Source organism: Citrobacter sp. T1.2D-1, from assembly GCF_950098555.1.
Classification (GTDB): Bacteria; Pseudomonadota; Gammaproteobacteria; order Enterobacterales; family Enterobacteriaceae; genus Citrobacter_A; species Citrobacter_A telavivensis.
This window is the reverse complement of record NZ_CATNHH010000008.1, coordinates 184,071-204,711: the sequence shown is the minus strand read 5'-3', so window position 1 is coordinate 204,711 and position 20,641 is coordinate 184,071. Positions and strand designations below refer to the sequence as shown.

Sequence of the window (20,641 nt, the reverse complement as noted above, 5' to 3'; positions counted from 1 at the left end):
TCCACCTCTAAATTTAACAATCTGGCAGATACATTTATCTGGTTAATTGGATGAAATCACATTATTCGTCTCTGGCATTGGGATAATGCGGCAAATTCACGTAACTGGAGAAATAACATGGAGTTTTTCAGGAAAACGGTACTCGCTGCACTGGTGATGGGCTTCAGCGGTGCTGCGCTCGCCTTACCGAACGTTACTATTTTAGCGACCGGCGGGACCATTGCCGGCGGCGGTGACTCTGCAACCAAATCCAACTATACGGCGGGTAAGGTCGGCGTAGAGAATCTGGTCAGAGCCGTACCGCAGCTTAAGGATATTGCCAACGTTAAAGGCGAGCAGGTCGTCAATATTGGTTCACAGGATATGAACGACGACGTCTGGCTAACCCTGGCGAAAAAAATCAATACCGAGTGTGACAGCACCGACGGTTTCGTGATTACCCATGGTACAGACACGATGGAAGAGACGGCTTACTTCCTCGACCTGACCGTTAAATGCAACAAGCCGGTGGTGCTGGTTGGCGCGATGCGCCCGTCTACCGGAATGAGCGCGGATGGTCCGTTCAACCTTTATAACGCCGTGGTAACAGCGGCGGATAAAGCCTCTGCCAATCGCGGTGTGCTGGTGGTGATGAACGACACCGTGCTTGACGGTCGCGACGTGACCAAGACCAATACGACGGATGTGGCCACCTTTAAATCTGTGAACTACGGACCGTTGGGCTACATTCATAACGGCAAAATCGACTACCAGCGTACGCCTGCGCGTAAGCACACCACCTCCACGCCATTCGATGTTTCTAAACTGAACGCGCTGCCGAAAGTCGGTATCATCTATAACTACGCGAATGCGTCAGATCTTCCGGCAAAAGCGCTGGTGGATGCGGGTTATGATGGGATTGTGAGCGCCGGTGTGGGTAACGGCAACCTGTACAAAACCGTCTTCGATACGCTGGCGACCGCCGCGCATAAAGGGACGGTTGTGGTGCGTTCTTCCCGCGTACCGACCGGCTCAACCACTCAGGATGCTGAAATCGATGATGCGAAGTACGGTTTCGTTGCCTCAGGTTCTCTGAACCCGCAGAAGGCCCGCGTACTGCTGCAACTGGCATTGACCCAGACCAAAGATCCGAAACAGATCCAGACAATGTTTAATCAGTATTAATCTCACAGGCCGGGTCATCGCCCGGCCTGATTTTTTGCATCACTCGGCGAGAAAAAGCTCAAGCAGCGAGTTTAAGAACAGCTTGCCGTGCTGGGTGATTTGCCAGGACGTCTCGCACTCCGTCAGATATCCCTGGGCAATGGCCTCATCAAGCGGCTGACGAATCACCGCTTCAGACAGCCCCGTATACAGCGTAAACTCTGCGCGCGGCGCGGCTTCCAGCAGACGGAAGCGGTTCATAAAGAATTCAAACGGCTTATCAGCCTGCTCCACGTCGCGCTGGCTTTCGAGATAACGTCCCTGCATATAACCGCGCGGATGGCGCGTTTTGGTGGTGCGCAGAATACGCCCATCGGGGAACGTGACTTTACCGTGTGCCCCGCAACCAATGCCCAGATAATCACCAAAGCGCCAGTAGTTCAGGTTGTGCTGACACTGGTAGCCCGGCCTGGCATAGGCAGAGGTTTCATACTGCTGATAACCGGCAGCGGTTAACAATTGGTGGCCCTGTTCGAAGATATCCCACAGCGCATCATCATCGGGTAACACCGGTGGACGAGAACCAAACAGCGTGTTTGGTTCAATCGTCAGTTGATACCACGAGAGGTGCGGCGGATCCAGCGCAATCGCCTGGCGCAGGTCATCCAGCGCGTCGTCCAGCGACTGATCCGGCAGGCCGTGCATCAGGTCGAGGTTAAAGCTGCGCAGACCTAACCCGCTGGCGAGGTTCGCCGCGCGACAGGCTTCCTGTGGACCGTGAATGCGTCCCAGACGCTTCAGTTTCGGTTCACTAAAGCTCTGCACACCGATGGAGATTCGGTTCACCCCGGCATGCTGATAATCGACAAAGCGATCGGCTTCGACCGTGCCCGGATTCGCTTCCATCGTAATTTCCGCATCCGCTGCCAGATTCAGGCGCGCACGCACGCCATCCAGCAGCGTTTGCATCGCCGGGCCAGAAAGCAGGCTCGGCGTACCGCCACCGATAAAAATGGTCTTTACTTCACGGTCCTGTGCATACGCAACGTCCGTGTCGAGATCGTTCAGCAGATGCCGGACGTAATCATCGTGCGGGACTTCACCTTTTAACGCATGCGAATTGAAATCACAGTACGGGCATTTTTGCACGCACCACGGGATGTGAATGTAGAGACTCAGCGGTGGCAACTTAACCATTACGTAAGGCTTCCAGCAGCAGTTTCAGCGCCTGCCCACGGTGGGAGATCGCGCTTTTCTCTTCGCGCGTCAGTTCGGCGGCGGTTTTGCCTTCTGAAGGCACGAAGAAGACAGGGTCATAGCCAAAGCCGCCGTTGCCTGCTGCCGTATGGGCGATCGTGCCCGGCCAACTGCCGTGGCACACCAGCGGCGTAGGATCGTCGGCGTGACGCAGATAGACCAGCACGCAGTGAAAGCGTGCCTGACGTCGATCGTCCGGTACATCCTTCAGAGTAAGCAACAGTTTTTCCAGGTTCTGTTGATCGGTCGCGTCTTCGCCGGCATAGCGCGCGGAGTAGATGCCTGGCGCGCCGCCCAGCGCGTCAACGGCCAGACCTGAGTCGTCGGCAATTGCTGGCAACCCGGTTATCTGCGCGGCGTGACGCGCTTTCAGGATCGCATTTTCAATAAAGGTCAGCCCGGTCTCTTCGGCAGAATCAACGCCAAGATCGGTTTGCGCCACCACATCAAGCCCGAAATCGCTGAGCAGCGACGCGAGCTCACGCACTTTACCGGCATTGCCGGTTGCGAGGACAACTTTTTGCATAGGATACCTAATCAGTTAACGCCGCGACTTCTGGCGGGATCTGTTGCGGATGAATGATTTTAACCTGTTTATGGCGGCCAAGTTCGCCCTTTTCAATGACAACCTGGCTCTTTGCCACGCGGAACTGCTTGCCGAGAAACTTCACCAGATGACTGTTTGCCTGGCCGTCCACCGGCTGGGCGGTAATGGCGACTTTCAGTTCGTCGCCATGTAAACCAACAATGCTGTCGCGGCTGGCTTTCGGCTGAATATAGAGCCGTAAGACCAGTCCATCATCACAGCGTGTCACCGCACTCATAGCGCCATCCACAGCCCCGGCAGCAACATGTTACCGGTTGCCTGCAGAACCTCACCAATCCCCATGTTGATGACATACAACAGCAGGACGAGAACCATTGGCGAGAAATCGATGCCGCCCATCCCCGGGAGAATACGACGAATCGGGCGCAGCAGCGGATCGGCCAGTTGAATCAGCACATACTCAATCGGGCTACGACCCTGGCTTACCCAGCTCATAATGGCCATCACCAGCAGCACCCAGAAGATCAGCAGGCCAATGGTTTTGAGCACGATCAGCACGGCGGCGATCCAGACGATCGGCAGGAAGGTCACCACTTTAAACAGCACTATCGCTTTGATAAAGCTGAGGATAAACGCAACCAACAGCGATGCGCTGTCGACCGGTCCCATCGGGGGAATAATACGGCGCAGCGGCCCAATAATCGGTTGCGTCACTTTCACCACAAACTGGGAGAAAGGATTGTAAAAGTCACAGCGAGCCCATTGCATCCACACGCGCAATAACAGCACCATGGTGTACAGCTCAATTACCGTTGAGAGCAAGAAGGTCAACGTATTCATGGCGTTCCTCAGATTTCCTTAATTTTTTGTGTAATCACGTGCACCAAAAATGGCGGTGCCGATACGTACCATCGTGCTACCTGCCGCAATGGCGGCTTCCATATCGCCCGACATACCCAGCGACAGGGTATCGACGTCAGGATAGCGCGTTTTCAGCCCGGCAAATGCTACAGCCATTTGGCGGGCAACTTCAAACTGCCTTACATAATCTGACTCTGGGGCGGGGATCGCCATCAGACCACGCAGACGAAGGTGAGGTAATTCGGCGACCTCTGCGGCAAGTGCATTCAGTTCCTCCAGCGGAATGCCAGACTTACTGTTCTCATCGCTGATGTTGATTTGAATCAGCACGTTCAGCGGTGCCAGTTCTGCCGGACGCTGTTCGCTCAGGCGGGTAGCAATGCGCAGGCGATCGAGGGTATGACACCAGTCAAAATGCTCAGCCACCAGACGGCTTTTGTTGGACTGTAACGGGCCAATAAAGTGCCATTGCAGGCCTGCGATTCCTTTCTCGCGAAAGTGGCGAATTTTCTCTACCCCTTCCTGCACGTAATTCTCACCAAAGGCCTGCTGACCAGCAGCGATGGCTTCTTCGATGGCGCTCGCAGGTTTGGTTTTGCTCACTGCAAGTAGCGTAACTTCCTCTGAAGCACGCCCGCAACGCAATGCGGCGGCTGAGATTTTGTCCCGGACCTGTGCCAGGTTATGCGCGATATCGTTCATTTTCCGAGGATCTGTGTATGAATATGGAAGAAATTGTGGCCCTTAGTGTAAAGCATAACGTCTCGGATCTACACCTAAGCAATGCGTGGCCTGCGCGTTGGCGAAAACGAGGGCACATGGAACGCGCGCCCTTCACCGCAGCCGACATTACCGGACTGCTGACGGACTGGCTGGATGAAGGGCAACAGGCGACGTTACAGCAAAATGGGCAACTGGATTTCGCCGTTTCGCTTGCGGGAAACCTGCGGTTGCGGGCCAGCGCATTTCAGCAGCGACAGGGGACGTCGCTGGCGCTGCGACTGCTGCCGACACAGTGCCCGACGCTGGAAACGCTGGAGACCCCCTCCGTGCTGCCTGAACTGCTCAGCAGCGAGAACGGCTTAATTCTGGTGACGGGGGCAACGGGCAGCGGGAAATCGACCACCCTGGCGGCGATGGTGGCGTGGTTGAATCAGCATGTCGATGGGCACATTCTGACGCTGGAAGACCCCATCGAGTATGTCTACACCAGCCAGCGCTGTCTGATTCAACAGCGTGAGGTGGGATTACATTGCGCCTCGTTTGCCGCGGGGTTGCGTGCGGCGCTGCGTGAAGATCCGGACGTTATCCTGCTGGGGGAGTTACGCGACAGCGAAACCATCCGTCTGGCGCTGACGGCGGCGGAAACGGGGCATCTGGTACTGGCGACACTGCATACGCGTGGCGCCGCGCAGGCGATCGAGCGGTTGATCGACTCTTTCCCGGCGCAGGAAAAAGACCCGGTACGCAGCCAACTGGCAGGCAGCCTGCGCGCCGTACTGTCGCAAAAACTGGAGTCCGACAAGCAGGAGGGACGCGTTGCGCTATTTGAACTGCTGATTAACACCCCGGCGGCGGGGAATTTGATTCGGGAAGGGAAGTCCCACCAGTTGCCCCACGTCATTCAGACCGGGCAGCAGGTGGGGATGATGACTTTTGCTCAGAGCCTGCAACAGCGACAGGCGCAGGGAAGGCTTTGAGAAACGCGTGGCTTCAGTAGCCCTGCTCGAAGTAACTTTCGAGAATGATGACGGCGGAGGCGGAGTCGATCTTCCCTTTGTTCAACGCGCGATAGCCGCCCTGCTCGAACAGGCCGGAGCGCGCTTCCACGGTGCTGAGTCGTTCATCGTGCAAGGTGACCGTGACGCCGAAACGTCCGTGAATGCGGTTGGCGAATTTACGTGCGCGGGCGGTGAGCGGTTGCTCGGTGCCGTCCATATTCAGTGGCAGACCAACAATGATTTCATCCGGCTGCCACTCTTTGAGCAGACGTTCGATCAGGTTCCAGTCCGGCGTACCGTCCTGCGCTTTAATCGCGGGCAGCGCGCGCGCCGTGCCGGTTACCCGCTGACCAATCGCCACGCCGATACTTTTAGTGCCAAAATCAAAGGCCAGTAATGTTTCGCTCATCAGGCATGCCCTGCCACGCCGGGCATCGTCAGGATGTCGATGCCAATCAGCCGGGCAGCGTCACGCCAGCGATCGGCAATCGGTGTTTTGAACAGGATATTGAGATCGGCAGGGGCGGTCAGCCAGGCGTTATCCAGCAGTTCTTGTTCAAGCTGGCCTTTCTCCCAGGAGGAGTAGCCGAGTGCGACCAGCACGTCGGCAGGCTGTTCGCCCGTGCCTAAGGTTTCGAGCACGTCGCGTGACGTGGTGATCACGGTGTTATCCGAGATGCGAATACTGGAGGCAAAGCGCGACGGCGGCGTGTGCAGGATAAACCCGCGATCTTCCGCTAACGGGCCGCCAAGCATCACTGCTTTATCCAGACGGATCGCCGGATCGCGCGGTTCCGGCGCGATTTTCAGTTTTTCCAGAATCCCTTCAATCTGAAGATTTTCCAGAGGCTTATTCACAATAATCCCCATTGCGCCATCTTCGTTATGTTCGCAAATGTACACTACTGAACGGCGGAAAATCGGATCCTGGAGAGCAGGCATGGCAATAAGAAAGTGATGCTGTAAATTCATTGTCAGAGGTTCTGTTTCCTGGTTCAAAAAAGCAACAGGGGTCAGTATGTGGGTAAAGCGCACGGATGTCACTACCGTAGGCCGGATAAGACGTTCGCGTCGCCATCCGGCATCGGTGTCTTAATGCCTGATGGCGCTGCGCTTATCAGGCCTACAACGGCATGCTGGATGTTGTCATCCAGCAAATGACTTATTTCTGCAAACGTGCTTCGAAAGCGTCCATCAGCATCCCGGTGATGGAGACAGGGAATTCGGCTTCAATCTCACGGATGCAGGTCGGGCTGGTGACGTTAATCTCGGTCAGACGATCGCCAATGATGTCCAGACCGACAAAAATCAGCCCTTTCGCTTTCAGCGTTGGCCCGATACGGCGAGCGATTTCCCAGTCGCTGTCGGTTAACGGACGCGGTTCGCCACGGCCGCCAGCGGCCAGGTTGCCACGGGTTTCGCCACCCTGCGGAATACGCGCCAGGCAGTACGGAACCGGTTCGCCATCAACGACCAGCACGCGCTTGTCGCCATCTTTAATCGCCGGCAGATAGTTCTGCGCCATACAGTAGCGGGTGCCATGCTCGGTCAGGGTTTCCGTAATCACGCCGAGGTTCGGATCGCCTTCTTTAACGCGGAAGATCGACGCGCCGCCCATACCGTCCAGCGGCTTGAGAATAATATCATTGTGCTTTTGCCAGAACGCCTTCAACTGCGCTTTGTTGCGGGTGACCAGCGTTTCCGGCGTCAGGTCAGAGAACCAGGCGGTGAACAGTTTTTCGTTACAGTCGCGCAGGCTCTGCGGCTTGTTGACGATAAGCGTTCCTTTCTCTTCCGCGCGTTCCAGAATATAGGTGGCGTAGATAAACTCGGTATCAAACGGCGGGTCTTTACGCATCAGAATGACGTCGAGAGCGTCCAGCGGCAGATCCTGTTCGCCGGTAAACTCATACCATTTGTCGTAGTTCTGCTCAACGCTCAGAGTACGCGTGCGGGCGCGGGCTTCACCGTTAATCAGATAAAGATCGGCCATCTCCATATAATGAAGTTCGTAACCACGACGTTGCGCTTCCAGCAGCATAGCGAAGCTGGAGTCTTTCTTGATATTGATGCTTGCGATGGGGTCCATCACGATGCCGAGCTTGATCATTATTCTTCTCCGTTAGCCCAGATCGCCAAATCGCACCTGAAGCGCGGTAATGGCGGTGAGCGCAGTTGTCTCAGTACGCAGAACGCGAGGTCCTAACAGGATATCAGTAAACTGATAGCGTGCGGTCATGGCAATTTCCTCTGCCGATAGTCCGCCTTCCGGGCCAATCAACAGACGAACACGCTCAACCGGCAGCGGCAATGTGTTAATGCTGTCGCTGGCGCGAGGGTGAAGGTTCAACTTCAGCCCTTCGTCCTGTTCCGCGCACCAGGCTTCCAGATCCATGGCCGGACGAATTTCCGGTACCCGGTTGCGACCACACTGTTCGCAGGCGGCAATGGCAATTTTCTGCCACTGCTGGAGCTTCTTGTTCAGACGTTCACTGTCCAGTTTAACGCCGCAGCGTTCAGAAAAAAGTGGCGTAATGAGGCTTACACCCAGTTCGATCGATTTCTGGATAGTGAACTCCATCTTTTCGCCGCGCGACATGACCTGACCAAGATGGATATGCAGCGGTGATTCACGATCGTCAATCTCGCTACTCAACACGTTCACGTCCACGCTTTTCTTGCTGGCGTGGGTGATTTCGGCAGCGAAAATCTGGTTGCTGCCATCAAACAGTTGCAGTTCCTGACCCGGTCCCATCCGCAGGACGCGTCCGATATGGTTAGCGGCATCTTCGCACAGGGAAATCTGGCTGCCGGCGGTGATGGGCTCAGGGTGATAAATGCGGGGAATGCGCATAGTTAAAAATCCGCGTCATCTCCCCACGCAGGCTCGCCGCGCGGGGTAAGGGGTTAATCAATCATCCCGCTAGTGTAGGTTAGCTCTTTTGCGCCTGGCAAGCGCGTTGCACGTAAGGGTTGTGGTTTCCCTGAATCTTCGCTATCCGGTCGTCGCGCTCACATTCCCAGTCGGTGACCGGGTACATCTTGTTCCAGGCGTTGAAAAGCTGGGTTTGCTGGCGGGAAAGCGTCAGGTTGTACTGGTCGCGCATATAAAAATAGGTCCGCGCAATCGCGCCGCGCGCGCGGGCTGGCGGCTCGGCGATCTTTTCTTTGAAATCGACCTTCATGGCGCACTGCCCGTACTGACCTTCGCCGCCGTTCCACTGGCTGTACATGAAGTTACCGCGATCGCCATTCACCTCACCCACGGCGGGTTGTAGGTTGTGCATGTCGCTTTCCATTTTGCGATAAACCGGATCCTTGGCGCAGTTTTTTCGTCCACCGTCCTGCCAGCACTGGCGCTGATGGCCAAACTGCCATGCCGGAACCACGTGTTCCCATTCGATTCGGCTGGCGCGATTCTCGTTCTTTCGCACTTTATAGCCGCAGGAGTCGAGATCAACGACCCCCTTTTTTCCCTGCCAGTTGATTTTGCATCCGCAATAGAAGTCGCCAGGGACATCGGCGTTGACCTTGACGCCTGCGGTCTTTGCCTGTGAAAAACTGTTAATGCCAGCGGCCAACGTCTGGCCTGAAAGGGCTACCGTAAAAAGGGTGGTAGCCAAAGAAAGATGACGGTACATCATGAACTCCGTATCAAAACGAGCCCGCAACGTAACGAAAGTTGATGTGTGATGCAATCAGCCAGATCAGGAAAGTTCCTGATAGTTCTGGTTATTTAAGCGGCACCAACGGTTCGCCGCAGTGAACGCAGCGGTAGGTGGCTTCGCCGCGCACGACGCGATTGTGACGACGGATGGTCAATTGATGCTCCTGACACTGGCAGCGGTAAGGGAAGGTATTGCGACGTACCGATTCGAGTTCGAACTGGTGCGTGCGGCGTGCGGGGACGCCGAGCACGCTTTCCATCATCCACTTCCACTCTTTACCGTGCGGCGCAACCCGGCCAAACCGTTTCCACACCAGTAAATGCGACAGTTCGTGCGGCACCACTTCGTTGATAAACGCTTCGACGTTTTCCATCAATAGCACCGGATTGAGGCGAATTTCGTAACTCTCCAGCCAGGCGGTGCCGGCAGAGGTGCCACGTTGCTGATACACCAGCTTTGGTTCGGGATAGTTGCGTCCAAGCTTCAGGTTAGCCTGAGCGAGATTTTCCCGCAGGCTGCGCATAACGGCTTGCTGGACGGCGATAGGGAGACGGGCGGTTTTCATAACGGCAGAGAATAGTGCGACAGAGACGGGACTGCAAGAGGAAGGCGCCCTCCCGCGGGGGAGGACGCAAAAGGCGGATTAATCGTGCGCGCCGATTTCACGCAGCTTACGACCTTTCATCAGGTTACGTTCGATGTGTTCCAGCGAGACGTGTTTGGTTTCCGGAACCAGCCACAGCGTCAGCAGGATAAACAGCACATTCAGACCCGCGTAAACCCAGAAGGTATTCGCGTTACCGAGGTTTTGCAGCATGGTCAGGAACGTCGCGCCGACAATCATGTTGGCAATCCAGTTGGTGGCGGTCGAGCAGGTGATACCGAAGTCTCGGCCTTTCAGCGGCTGGATTTCAGAACACAGCACCCAAATCAGCGGACCGGCGCTCATGGCGAAACCAATGATGAACATCAGCAGCATCGCGATAGCGAAGTACTGCGCGGACGGCGAGTGGATGCCGACATGCATCATCGTCCCGAGGATCCCCATTCCGGCCGCCATCACCAGGAAGCCCAGCGTCAGCGTCGGTTTACGACCCCAGCGGTCAACCAGGCCAATCGCGATAAAGGTGGCCAGCACGTTGGTCAGACCGACAATCACGGTGCCCCACATCTGCTCGGACGTATTGGTGTAACCTGCCATTTCAAAGATTTTTGGCGCGTAATACATGATGACGTTCATCCCGGTGAACTGCTGCATTACCTGCAACAGCACGCCAAGAAACACTGCGCGGCGGAAGTTGCTGTTCTCTTTGAACAGCGCCCAACCGCTTTGTTTCACCTGCAGGCTTTCGCGGATCTCATCTAACTCGCGTTTGGCTTCCGCGCTGGTATCACGCAGACGCAGCAGTACGCGTTCGGCATCGACAAAGCGACGTTTCGCGGCAAACCAGCGCGGGCTGTCCGGCAGGAAGAAGACGCCGATCAGCAGCAAAATCGCCGGGATGATAATCACGCCCAGCATCCAGCGCCATGCGCCGCTGTAGCTGAAGGCGGTATCCGACAGATAGGCGCCGAGGATCCCGATAGTGATCATCAACTGGTACATGGAGATCATGCTGCCGCGAATTTTTTCCGGCGCGATCTCAGACAGGTACAGCGGGGCGGTGTAGGAGGCCACGCCGACGGCCAGCCCCAACAGTACGCGGGAGAGGATCAGCACTTCAACATTCGGCGCCGCAGCGGAGAACAGGGACCCGGCGACAAACAAAATCGCGCCGATCATCAGGCTTTTCTTGCGCCCGAGCCTGAAGGAGAGCCAGCCGCTGCCGACGGCACCGACCGCTGCGCCGAACATCATGGAGCTAACGACCCACTCCTGGGTGTGGGCAGATATCTGGAATTCATCCGTGATAAACGGTAATGCGCCAGCGATAACGCCGATATCCAGGCCAAAAAGTAATCCTGCCAGGGCTGCAAGAAAGCAGACAAAAAAAGTCATCGCCTTATTGGAACGCCCCTGTTTTTTATTGTCAGGCATTATGCCCTCCGGTTGGGTTATCAGTTTTGTTGATAATTAGGGTAGGGGAGTACATCGCAAAAATATGTGATTGTTATCACGTAAGTGTAATCGCTTACACTAGTTCCTTATTAAGACATTATTTAACGATTTGAAAATTATAGATTAATTTGATTGATATTGGATGTGCTTGCTGGCATTTCAGACTTACCTGAAATTAAATGTAACAGCAGAGAAAGCCAGAACATGCAAAGTGATTATTCTGAAATGGGTGCTTTCACTCCAGGGTGTAAGCGGTTTCAATTGATGACGTGCGGGGGCGTTTCAGGCGGGGCGTAAATAAAAAAGGCCAGCGCGAAGCTGGCCTTAAGTCACGGATGTCGGTCGCTTATTTCAGACCGGCAGCCTCGCGCAGTACCTGCGCTTTGTCGGTTTTTTCCCACGGGAAATGTTCGCGACCAAAGTGACCGTAAGCGGCGGTCTCTTTGTAGATCGGGTGCAGCAGATCCAGCATCTGAATCAGACCGTACGGACGCAGGTCGAAGAACTCGCGAACCAGCAGCGTCAGTTGCTCAGTAGGCACTTTCTCGGTACCGAAGGTTTCCACCATGATGGACGTCGGTTCAGCCACGCCGATCGCGTAGGAAACCTGAATTTCACAACGGTCAGCCAGGCCTGCGGCAACGATGTTTTTCGCGACATAACGCCCGGCGTAAGCCGCAGAACGGTCAACTTTCGACGGATCTTTACCGGAGAATGCGCCGCCACCGTGACGCGCCATGCCGCCGTAGGTATCAACGATAATCTTACGACCGGTCAGACCGCAGTCACCCATTGGGCCGCCGATAACAAAACGGCCGGTCGGGTTGATGAAGAATTTGGTGGCAGAGTTCAGCCATTCGGTCGGCAGAACTGGCTTGATGATTTCTTCCATTACCGCTTCTTTCAGCGACGCCTGATCGATATCTTCCGCATGCTGGGTGGAGAGCACGACGGCATCGATGCCGACAATTTTGCCGTCGTCGTACTGGAAGGTAACCTGGCTTTTCGCATCCGGGCGCAGCCACGGCAGAGTGCCGTTTTTACGCACTTCGGCCTGACGCTGCACCAGACGGTGTGCGTAGGTGATCGGCGCGGGCATCAGCACGTCGGTTTCGTTGGTGGCATAGCCAAACATCAGGCCCTGGTCGCCCGCGCCCTGTTCCAGCGGATCGGCACGGTCAACGCCCTGGTTGATATCCGGGGACTGCTTACCAATGGCGCTCAGGACGGCACACGAGTTGGCATCAAAGCCCATGTCGGAATGCACATAGCCAATTTCGCGCACGGTGTTACGTGTGATCTCTTCGATATCGACCCATGCGCTGGTGGTGATTTCACCGCCGACTAAAACCATGCCGGTTTTCACGTAGGTTTCACACGCGACGCGCGCTTTCGGATCCTGTTCCAGGATAGCATCCAGCACGGCATCAGAGATTTGGTCAGCGATTTTGTCAGGATGCCCTTCTGATACGGACTCGGACGTAAAAAGGTGTTTTGCCATTTTTTGTTTCACCTAAGGAGAATTTGGTTAGCTCAAACTGTTGTGCGGAAAAGCCAAAGCAGAAGATTCTACCAAGGCCTGCAGGTTAGTGACACTGGCAGTCTGAGTGTTAATCAGTATGGATGGATTAACATCTGGATGGCTATTTTAGGTCACTTCTTCACCCGATTTCCACTATTTTTTGAATCAGGTCTCACTGTGTTGAAAACCCTGGTGGAAATTTTTACAGACACTGCTGGCAATGTGCGCATTTATGTTTTGCTTTTTGGCCTTCATCCCGGTATAAAACGCGGCGCGCGGCTCATATCCGTCATACTTCAAGTTGCATGTGCGTTGGCTTCCTCGTTCGCCCCAGTCACTTACTCATGTAAGCTCCCGGGGACTCACTGCGTTGCCGCCTTCCTGCAACTCGAATTATTTTGGATAGACAAAAAGCACACGACGTTTTCTTCGTGTCGCCACTTCCAGCCGGGTTAAAACGTAGCTTTGGCTTGTGGGTTCGTTCCTGATGGAGCGACCGTGGAGGTGATAAGAGATAATGAACCGTTGTATTCTGCTGAATCTGTTGCACCGTTCTGGTGTGCGTATGTCTCCCGCAATCTGCATCTCTGCTTTGCATACCTGCCGATGTTATACCCATCTCGGCGCTTCTCAGGACTCCAGAGCCGGTAACTGGCACTAAGGACTGAACAAGGGCGCTCTTGTGCAAACAAGAGTTTTCTCGTGGTTTCGCCGAACCGTCATACGTAAGTTCGGTTACGTGTTTTACAATGATATGAAAAAGAAACCGGTCGCGCAGGCGGACTGCCAGCACTTTCTGCTGGGAAATCCGACTGTTTATGGGTTGTTATCGCCTCTTCGGATTGCGATAGTAGTCAACTGTTTTACACTTGTTACTAAAATTTGAGGTTCGCTATGTCTGACGACATGTCTTTGGGTTCGCCTTCGTCAGCAGGCGAACAGGGTGTACTACGCTCCATGCAGGAGGTTGCAATGAGCTCCCAGGAAGCCAGCAAGATGCTGCGTACTTACAATATTGCCTGGTGGGGCAATAACTACTATGACGTCAATGAGTTGGGTCACATTAGCGTGTGCCCGGACCCGGACGTACCGCACGCGCGCGTCGATCTCGCTAAGCTGGTGAAAGCGCGCGAAGCGCAGGGGCAACGCCTGCCAGCGCTGTTCTGCTTCCCGCAGATCCTGCAACACCGCCTGCGCTCTATTAACGCCGCGTTCAAACGCGCGCGTGAGTCGTACGGCTATAACGGTGACTATTTTCTGGTCTACCCGATCAAGGTTAACCAGCATCGTCGTGTGATCGAATCTCTCATCCACTCTGGCGAACCGCTGGGGCTGGAAGCCGGCTCTAAAGCTGAACTGATGGCGGTTCTGGCGCATGCCGGGATGACCCGTTCCGTGATCGTGTGTAACGGCTATAAAGACCGTGAATACATTCGTCTGGCGCTGATCGGCGAGAAGATGGGCCACAAGGTCTATCTGGTCATCGAAAAGATGTCTGAAATTGCGATTGTGCTGGATGAAGCCGAACGTCTGAACGTCATTCCGCGTCTGGGCGTGCGTGCGCGTCTGGCATCGCAGGGTTCCGGTAAATGGCAGTCCTCCGGCGGCGAAAAATCCAAATTCGGTCTGGCGGCAACGCAGGTACTACAACTGGTGGAAACCCTGCGCGAAGCCGGGCGTCTCGATAGCCTGCAACTGCTGCATTTCCACCTCGGTTCGCAGATGGCGAATATCCGCGACATCGCTACCGGCGTGCGTGAGTCCGCGCGGTTCTATGTTGAGCTGCATAAGCTGGGCGTCGATATTCAGTGTTTCGACGTCGGCGGCGGTCTGGGCGTGGATTACGAAGGTACCCGTTCACAGTCTGATTGCTCGGTGAACTACGGCCTGAATGAGTACGCCAACAATATCATCTGGGCGATTGGCGATGCCTGTGAGGAAAATGGCCTGCCGCATCCGACGGTAATCACTGAGTCTGGTCGTGCGGTTACCGCGCACCACACGGTGCTGGTGTCCAACATCATCGGCGTTGAACGTAACGAATATACCGTGCCTGTCGCCCCGGCTGACGATGCGCCGCGCGCGCTGCAAAGCATGTGGGAAACCTGGCAGGAGATGCACGAGCCGGGCACCCGTCGCTCGCTGCGTGAATGGCTGCACGACAGCCAGATGGATCTGCACGATATCCACATCGGCTACTCTTCCGGCACCTTCAGCCTGCAGGAGCGTGCGTGGGCGGAACAGCTTTACTTAAGCATGTGCCACGAAGTCCAGAAACAACTGGATCCGCAAAACCGCGCGCACCGTCCTATCATCGACGAACTGCAGGAGCGTATGGCGGACAAAATGTACGTCAACTTCTCGCTGTTCCAGTCGATGCCGGATGCGTGGGGTATCGATCAACTGTTCCCGGTCTTGCCGCTGGAAGGACTGGATCAGGTGCCTGAACGCCGTGCGGTGCTACTGGACATCACCTGTGATTCTGATGGCGCCATCGATCACTACATCGACGGTGACGGTATTGCGACAACCATGCCGATGCCGGAGTACGATCCGGATAATCCGCCGATGCTCGGTTTCTTCATGGTCGGTGCGTATCAGGAAATCCTCGGCAATATGCACAACCTGTTCGGTGATACCGAAGCGGTTGACGTGTTTGTCTTCCCGGACGGCAGCGTGGAAGTTGAGCTGTCGGATGAAGGGGATACCGTGGCGGACATGCTGCAATACGTACAGTTGGATCCGAAAACGCTGCTGACGCATTTCCGCGATCAGGTGAAACAAACCGATCTGGATGACGCGTTACAGCAACAGTTCCTCGAAGAGTTCGAGGCAGGTCTGTACGGCTACACGTATCTCGAAGACGAATAATGGCTGATGCCCGGGTGACTTGAACCTGGGCAATTAAGCAGCGATAATTTAGCGAATTACTGTGTTTACGAATCAAACCCTTTCTCGTCGGGCCTAACGACGCGGGAGGGTTTTTTTATATCGACGAATATGAGGTTTTTGCCATGAGCACCTTAGGTCATCAGTACGATAACTCCCTGGTTTCTAACGCCTTTGGCTTCCTGCGTCTGCCGCTGAATTTCCAGCCGTATGACAGCGATGCGGACTGGGTGATCACTGGCGTGCCGTTTGACATGGCAACGTCCGGTCGCGCAGGTGGACGTCATGGCCCCGCGGCAATCCGTCAGGTGTCAACGAATCTGGCCTGGGAACACAACCGCTTCCCGTGGAACTTCGACATGCGTGAGCGTCTGAACGTTGTGGACTGCGGCGATCTGGTTTACGCCTTTGGCGACGCGCGTGAAATGAGCGAAAAACTGCAGGCACATGCAGAGAAACTGCTGGCCGCCGGTAAACGTATGCTCTCTTTTGGCGGTGACCACTTTGTGACGCTGCCGCTGCTGCGCGCGCACGCAAAACACTTTGGCAAAATGGCGCTGGTGCATTTCGATGCCCACACCGATACCTATGCGAACGGCTGTGAGTTTGACCACGGCACGATGTTCTACACCGCGCCGAACGAAGGTCTGATCGACCCGCATCACTCTGTGCAGATCGGTATTCGTACGGAGTTTGACAAAGACAACGGCTTTACCGTGCTGGACGCCTGCCAGGTGAACGATCGCGGTGTTGATGACATCATCGCTCAGGTGAAGCAGATTGTTGGCGACATGCCGGTTTATCTGACCTTTGATATCGACTGCCTGGATCCGGCATTCGCGCCGGGGACCGGTACGCCGGTGATTGGCGGCCTGACCTCCGATCGCGCCATCAAGCTGGTCCGCGGTCTGAAAGATCTGAACATCGTGGGGATGGACGTGGTGGAAGTGGCTCCGGCTTACGACCAGTCCGAAATCACCGCCCTGGCAGCGGCAACGCTGGCGCTGGAGATGCTGTACATTCAGGCGGCGAAGAAAGGCGAGTAACGGGCTAAGTGCCGGATGGCGATGCTAACGCATCTTATCCGGCCTACCACACATATTTGCCATAATGTAGGCCGGATAAGGCGTTTACGCCGCCATCCGGCACTGCTCAATGGTTACTTAATCCCGTCCGCTTTCATGCGATCGCGAATATGTTGCGCACGTTCTGCGGAGGCCGGGTGATCGTCAAACATGGAACTCTGACGACCTTCTTCCAGTTTCGCCAGTTTTTCAAAGCTGGTGGCAAGACCCGCCGGGTTGATACCGCGCTTGCACAACAGATCGTACGAGTAGTCGTCTGCTTCCGACTCCTGACGCTGGGAGAACTGCGAGTTCACCAGTTTTTCCCCCAGATCGCCGAGCTGTGACTGCGACAGGCTGCCGACAATCCCGCCTGCAGAAGCCGCGGCGGCGCGAACGGCGTTGGTGCCCAGCGCCACTTGCATGCCTTTCTTCACGTGTCCGAGCGCAACGTGCCCCATTTCATGGCCAATCACCGCTTCGACTTCGTTATCCGTCATCATGTCCATCAGGCCGCTATACACGCGAATACAGCCATTCGCCATCGCGAAGGCGTTCACGTCTTTCGCCATGTAGACCTTATAGTTTACCGCTTGTCCGTTGATGTTATCACCGAGCGCCGTGGCGATTTTACTCAGGCGCTTCGCGTACTCGCTGCCGGCTGGTGCGATGGTTGCTTTACCATCCATTTCCGTACAGGCCTGGTTGCTTAACGCAATAACCTGCGCGTCGCTCAGACTGTAGGCCTGAAAAGCCTCAGCCCCCGAAGAGAGCAGTCCGTTGGAGTTCATATTCTGGCAGCCGGTCAGCACCGTCGCCATGCCCATAACAAGCAGTAACGCGCGAATCTTCATGTTTTTTCTTCCACACGAAATGAGGATTGTTCTAAAAATGCGCTATTTGCAGATGAATTAGCGCTCACGCTAAGTATAAAGAAAAGAACAACAAGCGGGCGAGCAGATTGCGCAACATGCGAGCGTGATCCGGAGATTTCTGAAGCGGCAAAAGGATGCTCCATGTACATGACAGGCGGCTTGGGTTACATTGTTGGCACTTTTTTCCGGCGTAGCCCAAAACGCGCTGTCGTCAAGTCGTTGCGGGTATGGCCTTCATCATCCGATCTGGAGTCAAAATGTCCTCACGTAAAGAGCTTGCCAATGCTATTCGTGCGCTGAGCATGGACGCAGTACAGAAAGCCAAATCCGGTCACCCGGGTGCCCCGATGGGTATGGCTGACATTGCCGAAGTCCTGTGGCGTGATTTCCTGAACCACAATCCGGGCAACCCGTCCTGGGCCGATCGTGACCGCTTCGTCCTGTCCAACGGTCACGGCTCCATGTTGATTTACAGCCTGCTGCACCTCACCGGTTACGATCTGCCGATGTCTGAGCTGCAGAACTTCCGCCAGCTGCATTCCAAAACCCCGGGTCACCCGGAAGTGGGTTACACCGCCGGTGTGGAAACCACCACGGGTCCGCTGGGGCAGGGGATTGCTAACGCAGTCGGTATGGCTATCGCTGAAAAAACACTGGCGGCACAGTTCAACCGTCCGGGCCATGACATCGTTGACCACTACACCTATGCGTTCATGGGCGACGGCTGCATGATGGAAGGTATCTCTCACGAGGTATGTTCTCTGGCCGGTACCCTGAAACTGGGCAAGCTGGTGGCGTTCTATGATGACAACGGTATCTCTATCGATGGTCACGTTGAAGGCTGGTTCACTGATGACACCGCGAAGCGTTTCGAAGCCTACGGCTGGCACGTCGTTCGTGGCGTTGATGGACACGATGCGGACGCTATCAAACGCGCAGTTGAAGAAGCTCGCGCCGTTACCGACAAACCGTCCCTGCTGATGTGCAAAACCATCATCGGTTTTGGTTCCCCGAACAAAGCCGGTACCCACGATTCCCACGGCGCGCCGCTGGGCGACGCAGAAATCGCTCTGACCCGCGAACAGCTGGGCTGGAAATATGCGCCGTTCGAAATCCCGTCTGAAATCTATGCCCAGTGGGATGCAAAAGAAGCAGGCCAGGCGAAAGAGTCTGCCTGGAACGAAAAATTCGCGGCCTACGCCAAAGCCTTCCCGCAGGAAGCGGCTGAATTCACCCGTCGTATGAAAGGCGAAATGCCGTCTGATTTCGACGCGAAAGCGAACGAATTCATCGCGAAATTGCAGGCCAACCCGGCGAAAATCGCCAGCCGTAAAGCCTCTCAGAATGCGATCGAAGCCTTCGGCCCGCTGCTTCCTGAGTTCCTCGGCGGCTCCGCTGACCTCGCGCCGTCTAACCTGACTATCTGGTCTGGTTCGAAGGCCATTAACGAAGATACCGCTGGTAACTACATTCATTACGGTGTGCGTGAATTCGGTATGACCGCGATTGCCAACGGTATCTCCCTGCACGGCGGTTTCCTGCCGTACACTTCCACCTTCCTGATGTTCGTGGAATATGCCCGTAACGCGGTGCGTATGGCTGCGCTGATGAAACAGCGTCAGGTGATGGTCTACACCCACGACTCCATCGGCCTGGGCGAAGATGGCCCGACTCACCAGCCGGTAGAGCAGGTAGCTTCACTGCGCGTAACGCCGAACATGAGCACGTGGCGTCCGTGTGACCAGGTGGAATCCGCGGTGGCGTGGAAGTACGGCGTTGAGCGTCAGGACGGTCCGACCGCGCTGATCCTCTCCCGTCAGAACCTGGCGCAGCAGGAACGTACTGCAGAGCAACTGGCAAACATTGCTCGCGGTGGCTACGTACTGAAAGATTGCGCAGGCCAGCCAGAGCTTATCTTCATCGCGACCGGTTCTGAAGTTGAACTGGCGGTTGCCGCATGGGACAAACTGACCGCTGAAGGCGTGAAAGCGCGCGTGGTCTCCATGCCGTCTACCGACGCGTTCGACAAGCAGGATGCCGCTTACCGTGAATCCGTTCTGCCGAAAGCGGTTACCGCTCGCGTAGCAGTGGAAGCCGGTATCGCTGACTACTGGTTCAAATACGTGGGCCTGAACGGCGCGATCGTTGGCATGACCACCTTCGGTGAATCTGCTCCGGCAGAGCTGCTGTTCGAAGAGTTTGGCTTCACCGTCGATAACGTTGTCGCGAAAGCAAAAGCACTGCTGTAATCATTACAACAGCCTCTAACGGGTCGCTTCGGCGGCCCGTTATCATCTCAAAAGTTAATTATTTTCTCTCAGGCAAGTGCTTATTGTAGATCTAATTCACAAAAATGATATTTAGTGTGTTTGTATATTTGCAATGCGCATCACGTAATTGCTCTTGCTATTTTAGTTTTAATTCATAACGCTCTGTTTTCTAATGATTTGCATTATTGCCCCTTTTCTCTGCCTCTGTTTTCCCCTTGATTGATTTCATTTTGCCGCACGCGTATTTTGTTTTTAGCGATAAGTTGTACCCTAAAAATAAAATAAGGATAATTTATGCGGTTGATTGACTATTTTCCTGACGCCTCTATCTCAATAAAATCGGCGGCAAAGAACTGGCAGGAAGCCATTGATTTTTCTATGTCATCGCTGTTGGCGAATCATTATGTCAATGCAAACTATATTCAGGCTATAAAAGATTCGACGATAAACAATGGTCCTTATTATATTCTGGCTCCCGGTGTGGCTATGCCTCATGCTCGCCCGGAATGTGGTGCGTTAAAAACAGGTATGTCATTAACGCTACTTAAACAAGAAGTACAGTTTGCCGAAGATGATGAACCCATAAAATTACTCATTGGATTATCAGCGGCGAATGCCGATTCACATATCGGCGCTATCCAGGCGTTAAGCGAACTATTATGTGAAGAGGAAAATCTGGCAGCATTATTCGCTGCTAAATCAGAAAAACAGCTGGCGGATATTATCGCTCGCGCATAATCATTTTCTCCTCGACAGGATATTATC

Annotated in this window: 23 protein-coding genes; 9 read left to right on the top strand and 14 right to left on the bottom strand. The window is 54.9% G+C overall.

Features of this window, described 5'->3' with window-relative positions; translation table 11 throughout:
- Positions 1-117 precede the first annotated feature (117 nt).
- Positions 118-1,164, top strand: coding sequence for an L-asparaginase 2 (gene ansB, locus QQZ17_RS09975; protein ID WP_152405997.1), 1,047 nt, complete (start codon positions 118-120; stop codon positions 1,162-1,164).
- A gap of 39 nt (positions 1,165-1,203) precedes the next feature.
- Here ansB and hemW read toward each other — a convergent pair whose 3' ends face one another.
- Genes hemW through QQZ17_RS09950 form a run of 5 tightly spaced genes read right to left on the bottom strand, consistent with a single transcriptional unit; the run spans position 1,204 to position 4,510 of the window.
- Entirely contained in the window at positions 1,204-2,340 is a 1,137-nt protein-coding gene (gene hemW, locus QQZ17_RS09970; protein ID WP_152405996.1) for a radical SAM family heme chaperone HemW, read from the bottom strand.
- Positions 2,333-2,926: an XTP/dITP diphosphatase gene (locus tag QQZ17_RS09965; RefSeq protein ID WP_152405995.1), complete on the bottom strand. Its 594-nt coding sequence runs from the start codon at positions 2,924-2,926 to the stop codon at positions 2,333-2,335. Before QQZ17_RS09965 ends, hemW begins: the two co-directional genes overlap by 8 nt.
- Before the next feature lie 7 nt (positions 2,927-2,933).
- Positions 2,934-3,224, bottom strand: a complete 291-nt coding sequence (gene yggU, locus QQZ17_RS09960) for a DUF167 family protein YggU (protein ID WP_152405994.1) — start codon at positions 3,222-3,224, stop codon at positions 2,934-2,936.
- Positions 3,221-3,787, bottom strand: a complete 567-nt coding sequence (locus tag QQZ17_RS09955) for a YggT family protein (RefSeq protein ID WP_046497238.1) — start codon at positions 3,785-3,787, stop codon at positions 3,221-3,223. Before QQZ17_RS09955 ends, yggU begins: the two co-directional genes overlap by 4 nt.
- An 18-nt stretch (positions 3,788-3,805) precedes the next feature.
- Positions 3,806-4,510: a YggS family pyridoxal phosphate-dependent enzyme gene (locus tag QQZ17_RS09950; protein ID WP_152405993.1), complete on the bottom strand. Its 705-nt coding sequence runs from the start codon at positions 4,508-4,510 to the stop codon at positions 3,806-3,808.
- 17 nt (positions 4,511-4,527) lie between these two features.
- Between QQZ17_RS09950 and QQZ17_RS09945 the strand changes: the two genes are divergently transcribed.
- On the top strand, positions 4,528-5,508 hold the full coding sequence (locus QQZ17_RS09945) for a type IV pilus twitching motility protein PilT (protein ID WP_152405992.1): 981 nt from the start codon (positions 4,528-4,530) through the stop codon (positions 5,506-5,508).
- Between the two features lie 13 nt (positions 5,509-5,521).
- Here QQZ17_RS09945 and ruvX read toward each other — a convergent pair whose 3' ends face one another.
- The 8 genes from ruvX to metK form a co-directional block, all read right to left on the bottom strand.
- Complete coding sequence (gene ruvX, locus QQZ17_RS09940) at positions 5,522-5,938, bottom strand: Holliday junction resolvase RuvX (protein ID WP_042998058.1); 417 nt, start codon at positions 5,936-5,938, stop codon at positions 5,522-5,524.
- Positions 5,938-6,501 (bottom strand): YqgE/AlgH family protein, encoded by a 564-nt coding sequence (locus QQZ17_RS09935; protein WP_152405991.1) that lies wholly within the window; start codon positions 6,499-6,501, stop codon positions 5,938-5,940. The genes ruvX and QQZ17_RS09935 overlap by 1 nt, the downstream gene beginning before the upstream one ends.
- Before the next feature lie 190 nt (positions 6,502-6,691).
- A complete protein-coding gene (gene gshB, locus QQZ17_RS09930) occupies positions 6,692-7,639 on the bottom strand; it encodes a glutathione synthase (RefSeq protein WP_152405990.1) in 948 nt (315 codons plus the stop codon).
- Positions 7,640-7,651: 12 nt separating this feature from the next.
- A complete protein-coding gene (rsmE, locus tag QQZ17_RS09925; RefSeq protein WP_152405989.1) occupies positions 7,652-8,383 on the bottom strand; it encodes a 16S rRNA (uracil(1498)-N(3))-methyltransferase in 732 nt (243 codons plus the stop codon).
- A 79-nt stretch (positions 8,384-8,462) separates the two neighbouring features.
- Positions 8,463-9,170, bottom strand: a complete 708-nt coding sequence (gene endA, locus QQZ17_RS09920; protein ID WP_152406398.1) for a deoxyribonuclease I — start codon at positions 9,168-9,170, stop codon at positions 8,463-8,465.
- A 91-nt stretch (positions 9,171-9,261) separates the two neighbouring features.
- Positions 9,262-9,762, bottom strand: coding sequence for a SprT family zinc-dependent metalloprotease (locus tag QQZ17_RS09915; protein WP_152405988.1), 501 nt, complete (start codon positions 9,760-9,762; stop codon positions 9,262-9,264).
- A 78-nt stretch (positions 9,763-9,840) separates the two neighbouring features.
- Positions 9,841-11,235, bottom strand: coding sequence for a galactose/proton symporter (galP, locus tag QQZ17_RS09910; protein WP_046497268.1), 1,395 nt, complete (start codon positions 11,233-11,235; stop codon positions 9,841-9,843).
- A 367-nt stretch (positions 11,236-11,602) separates the two neighbouring features.
- Positions 11,603-12,757: a methionine adenosyltransferase gene (gene metK / locus QQZ17_RS09905; RefSeq protein ID WP_152405987.1), complete on the bottom strand. Its 1,155-nt coding sequence runs from the start codon at positions 12,755-12,757 to the stop codon at positions 11,603-11,605.
- A 138-nt stretch (positions 12,758-12,895) separates the two neighbouring features.
- Between metK and QQZ17_RS09900 the strand changes: the two genes are divergently transcribed.
- From QQZ17_RS09900 to speB, 5 genes are all read left to right on the top strand, one after another.
- On the top strand, positions 12,896-13,234 hold the full coding sequence (locus QQZ17_RS09900; protein WP_235922392.1) for a hypothetical protein: 339 nt from the start codon (positions 12,896-12,898) through the stop codon (positions 13,232-13,234).
- Positions 13,235-13,295: 61 nt separating this feature from the next.
- Positions 13,296-13,439 (top strand): hypothetical protein, encoded by a 144-nt coding sequence (locus QQZ17_RS09895; RefSeq protein ID WP_284554133.1) that lies wholly within the window; start codon positions 13,296-13,298, stop codon positions 13,437-13,439.
- A 93-nt stretch (positions 13,440-13,532) separates the two neighbouring features.
- Positions 13,533-13,664: an acid stress response protein YqgB gene (gene yqgB, locus QQZ17_RS09890; RefSeq protein WP_152405986.1), complete on the top strand. Its 132-nt coding sequence runs from the start codon at positions 13,533-13,535 to the stop codon at positions 13,662-13,664.
- A gap of 8 nt (positions 13,665-13,672) precedes the next feature.
- The gene (speA, locus tag QQZ17_RS09885) at positions 13,673-15,649 is read left to right on the top strand and encodes a biosynthetic arginine decarboxylase (RefSeq protein WP_152405985.1); all 1,977 of its coding nucleotides are present in this window, start codon (positions 13,673-13,675) and stop codon (positions 15,647-15,649) included.
- A gap of 143 nt (positions 15,650-15,792) precedes the next feature.
- Positions 15,793-16,713, top strand: coding sequence for an agmatinase (gene speB / locus QQZ17_RS09880; protein WP_152405984.1), 921 nt, complete (start codon positions 15,793-15,795; stop codon positions 16,711-16,713).
- Positions 16,714-16,826: 113 nt separating this feature from the next.
- Here speB and loiP read toward each other — a convergent pair whose 3' ends face one another.
- Positions 16,827-17,585, bottom strand: coding sequence for a metalloprotease LoiP (gene loiP / locus QQZ17_RS09875; protein ID WP_152405983.1), 759 nt, complete (start codon positions 17,583-17,585; stop codon positions 16,827-16,829).
- A 278-nt stretch (positions 17,586-17,863) separates the two neighbouring features.
- Here loiP and tkt point away from each other — a divergent pair, with 278 nt between their 5' ends.
- Both tkt and cmtB read left to right on the top strand, forming a co-directional pair.
- Positions 17,864-19,855, top strand: a complete 1,992-nt coding sequence (gene tkt / locus QQZ17_RS09870) for a transketolase (protein WP_152405982.1) — start codon at positions 17,864-17,866, stop codon at positions 19,853-19,855.
- Positions 19,856-20,170: 315 nt separating this feature from the next.
- Positions 20,171-20,614: a PTS mannitol transporter subunit IIA gene (gene cmtB, locus QQZ17_RS09865; RefSeq protein WP_152405981.1), complete on the top strand. Its 444-nt coding sequence runs from the start codon at positions 20,171-20,173 to the stop codon at positions 20,612-20,614.
- Positions 20,615-20,641 lie beyond the last annotated feature (27 nt).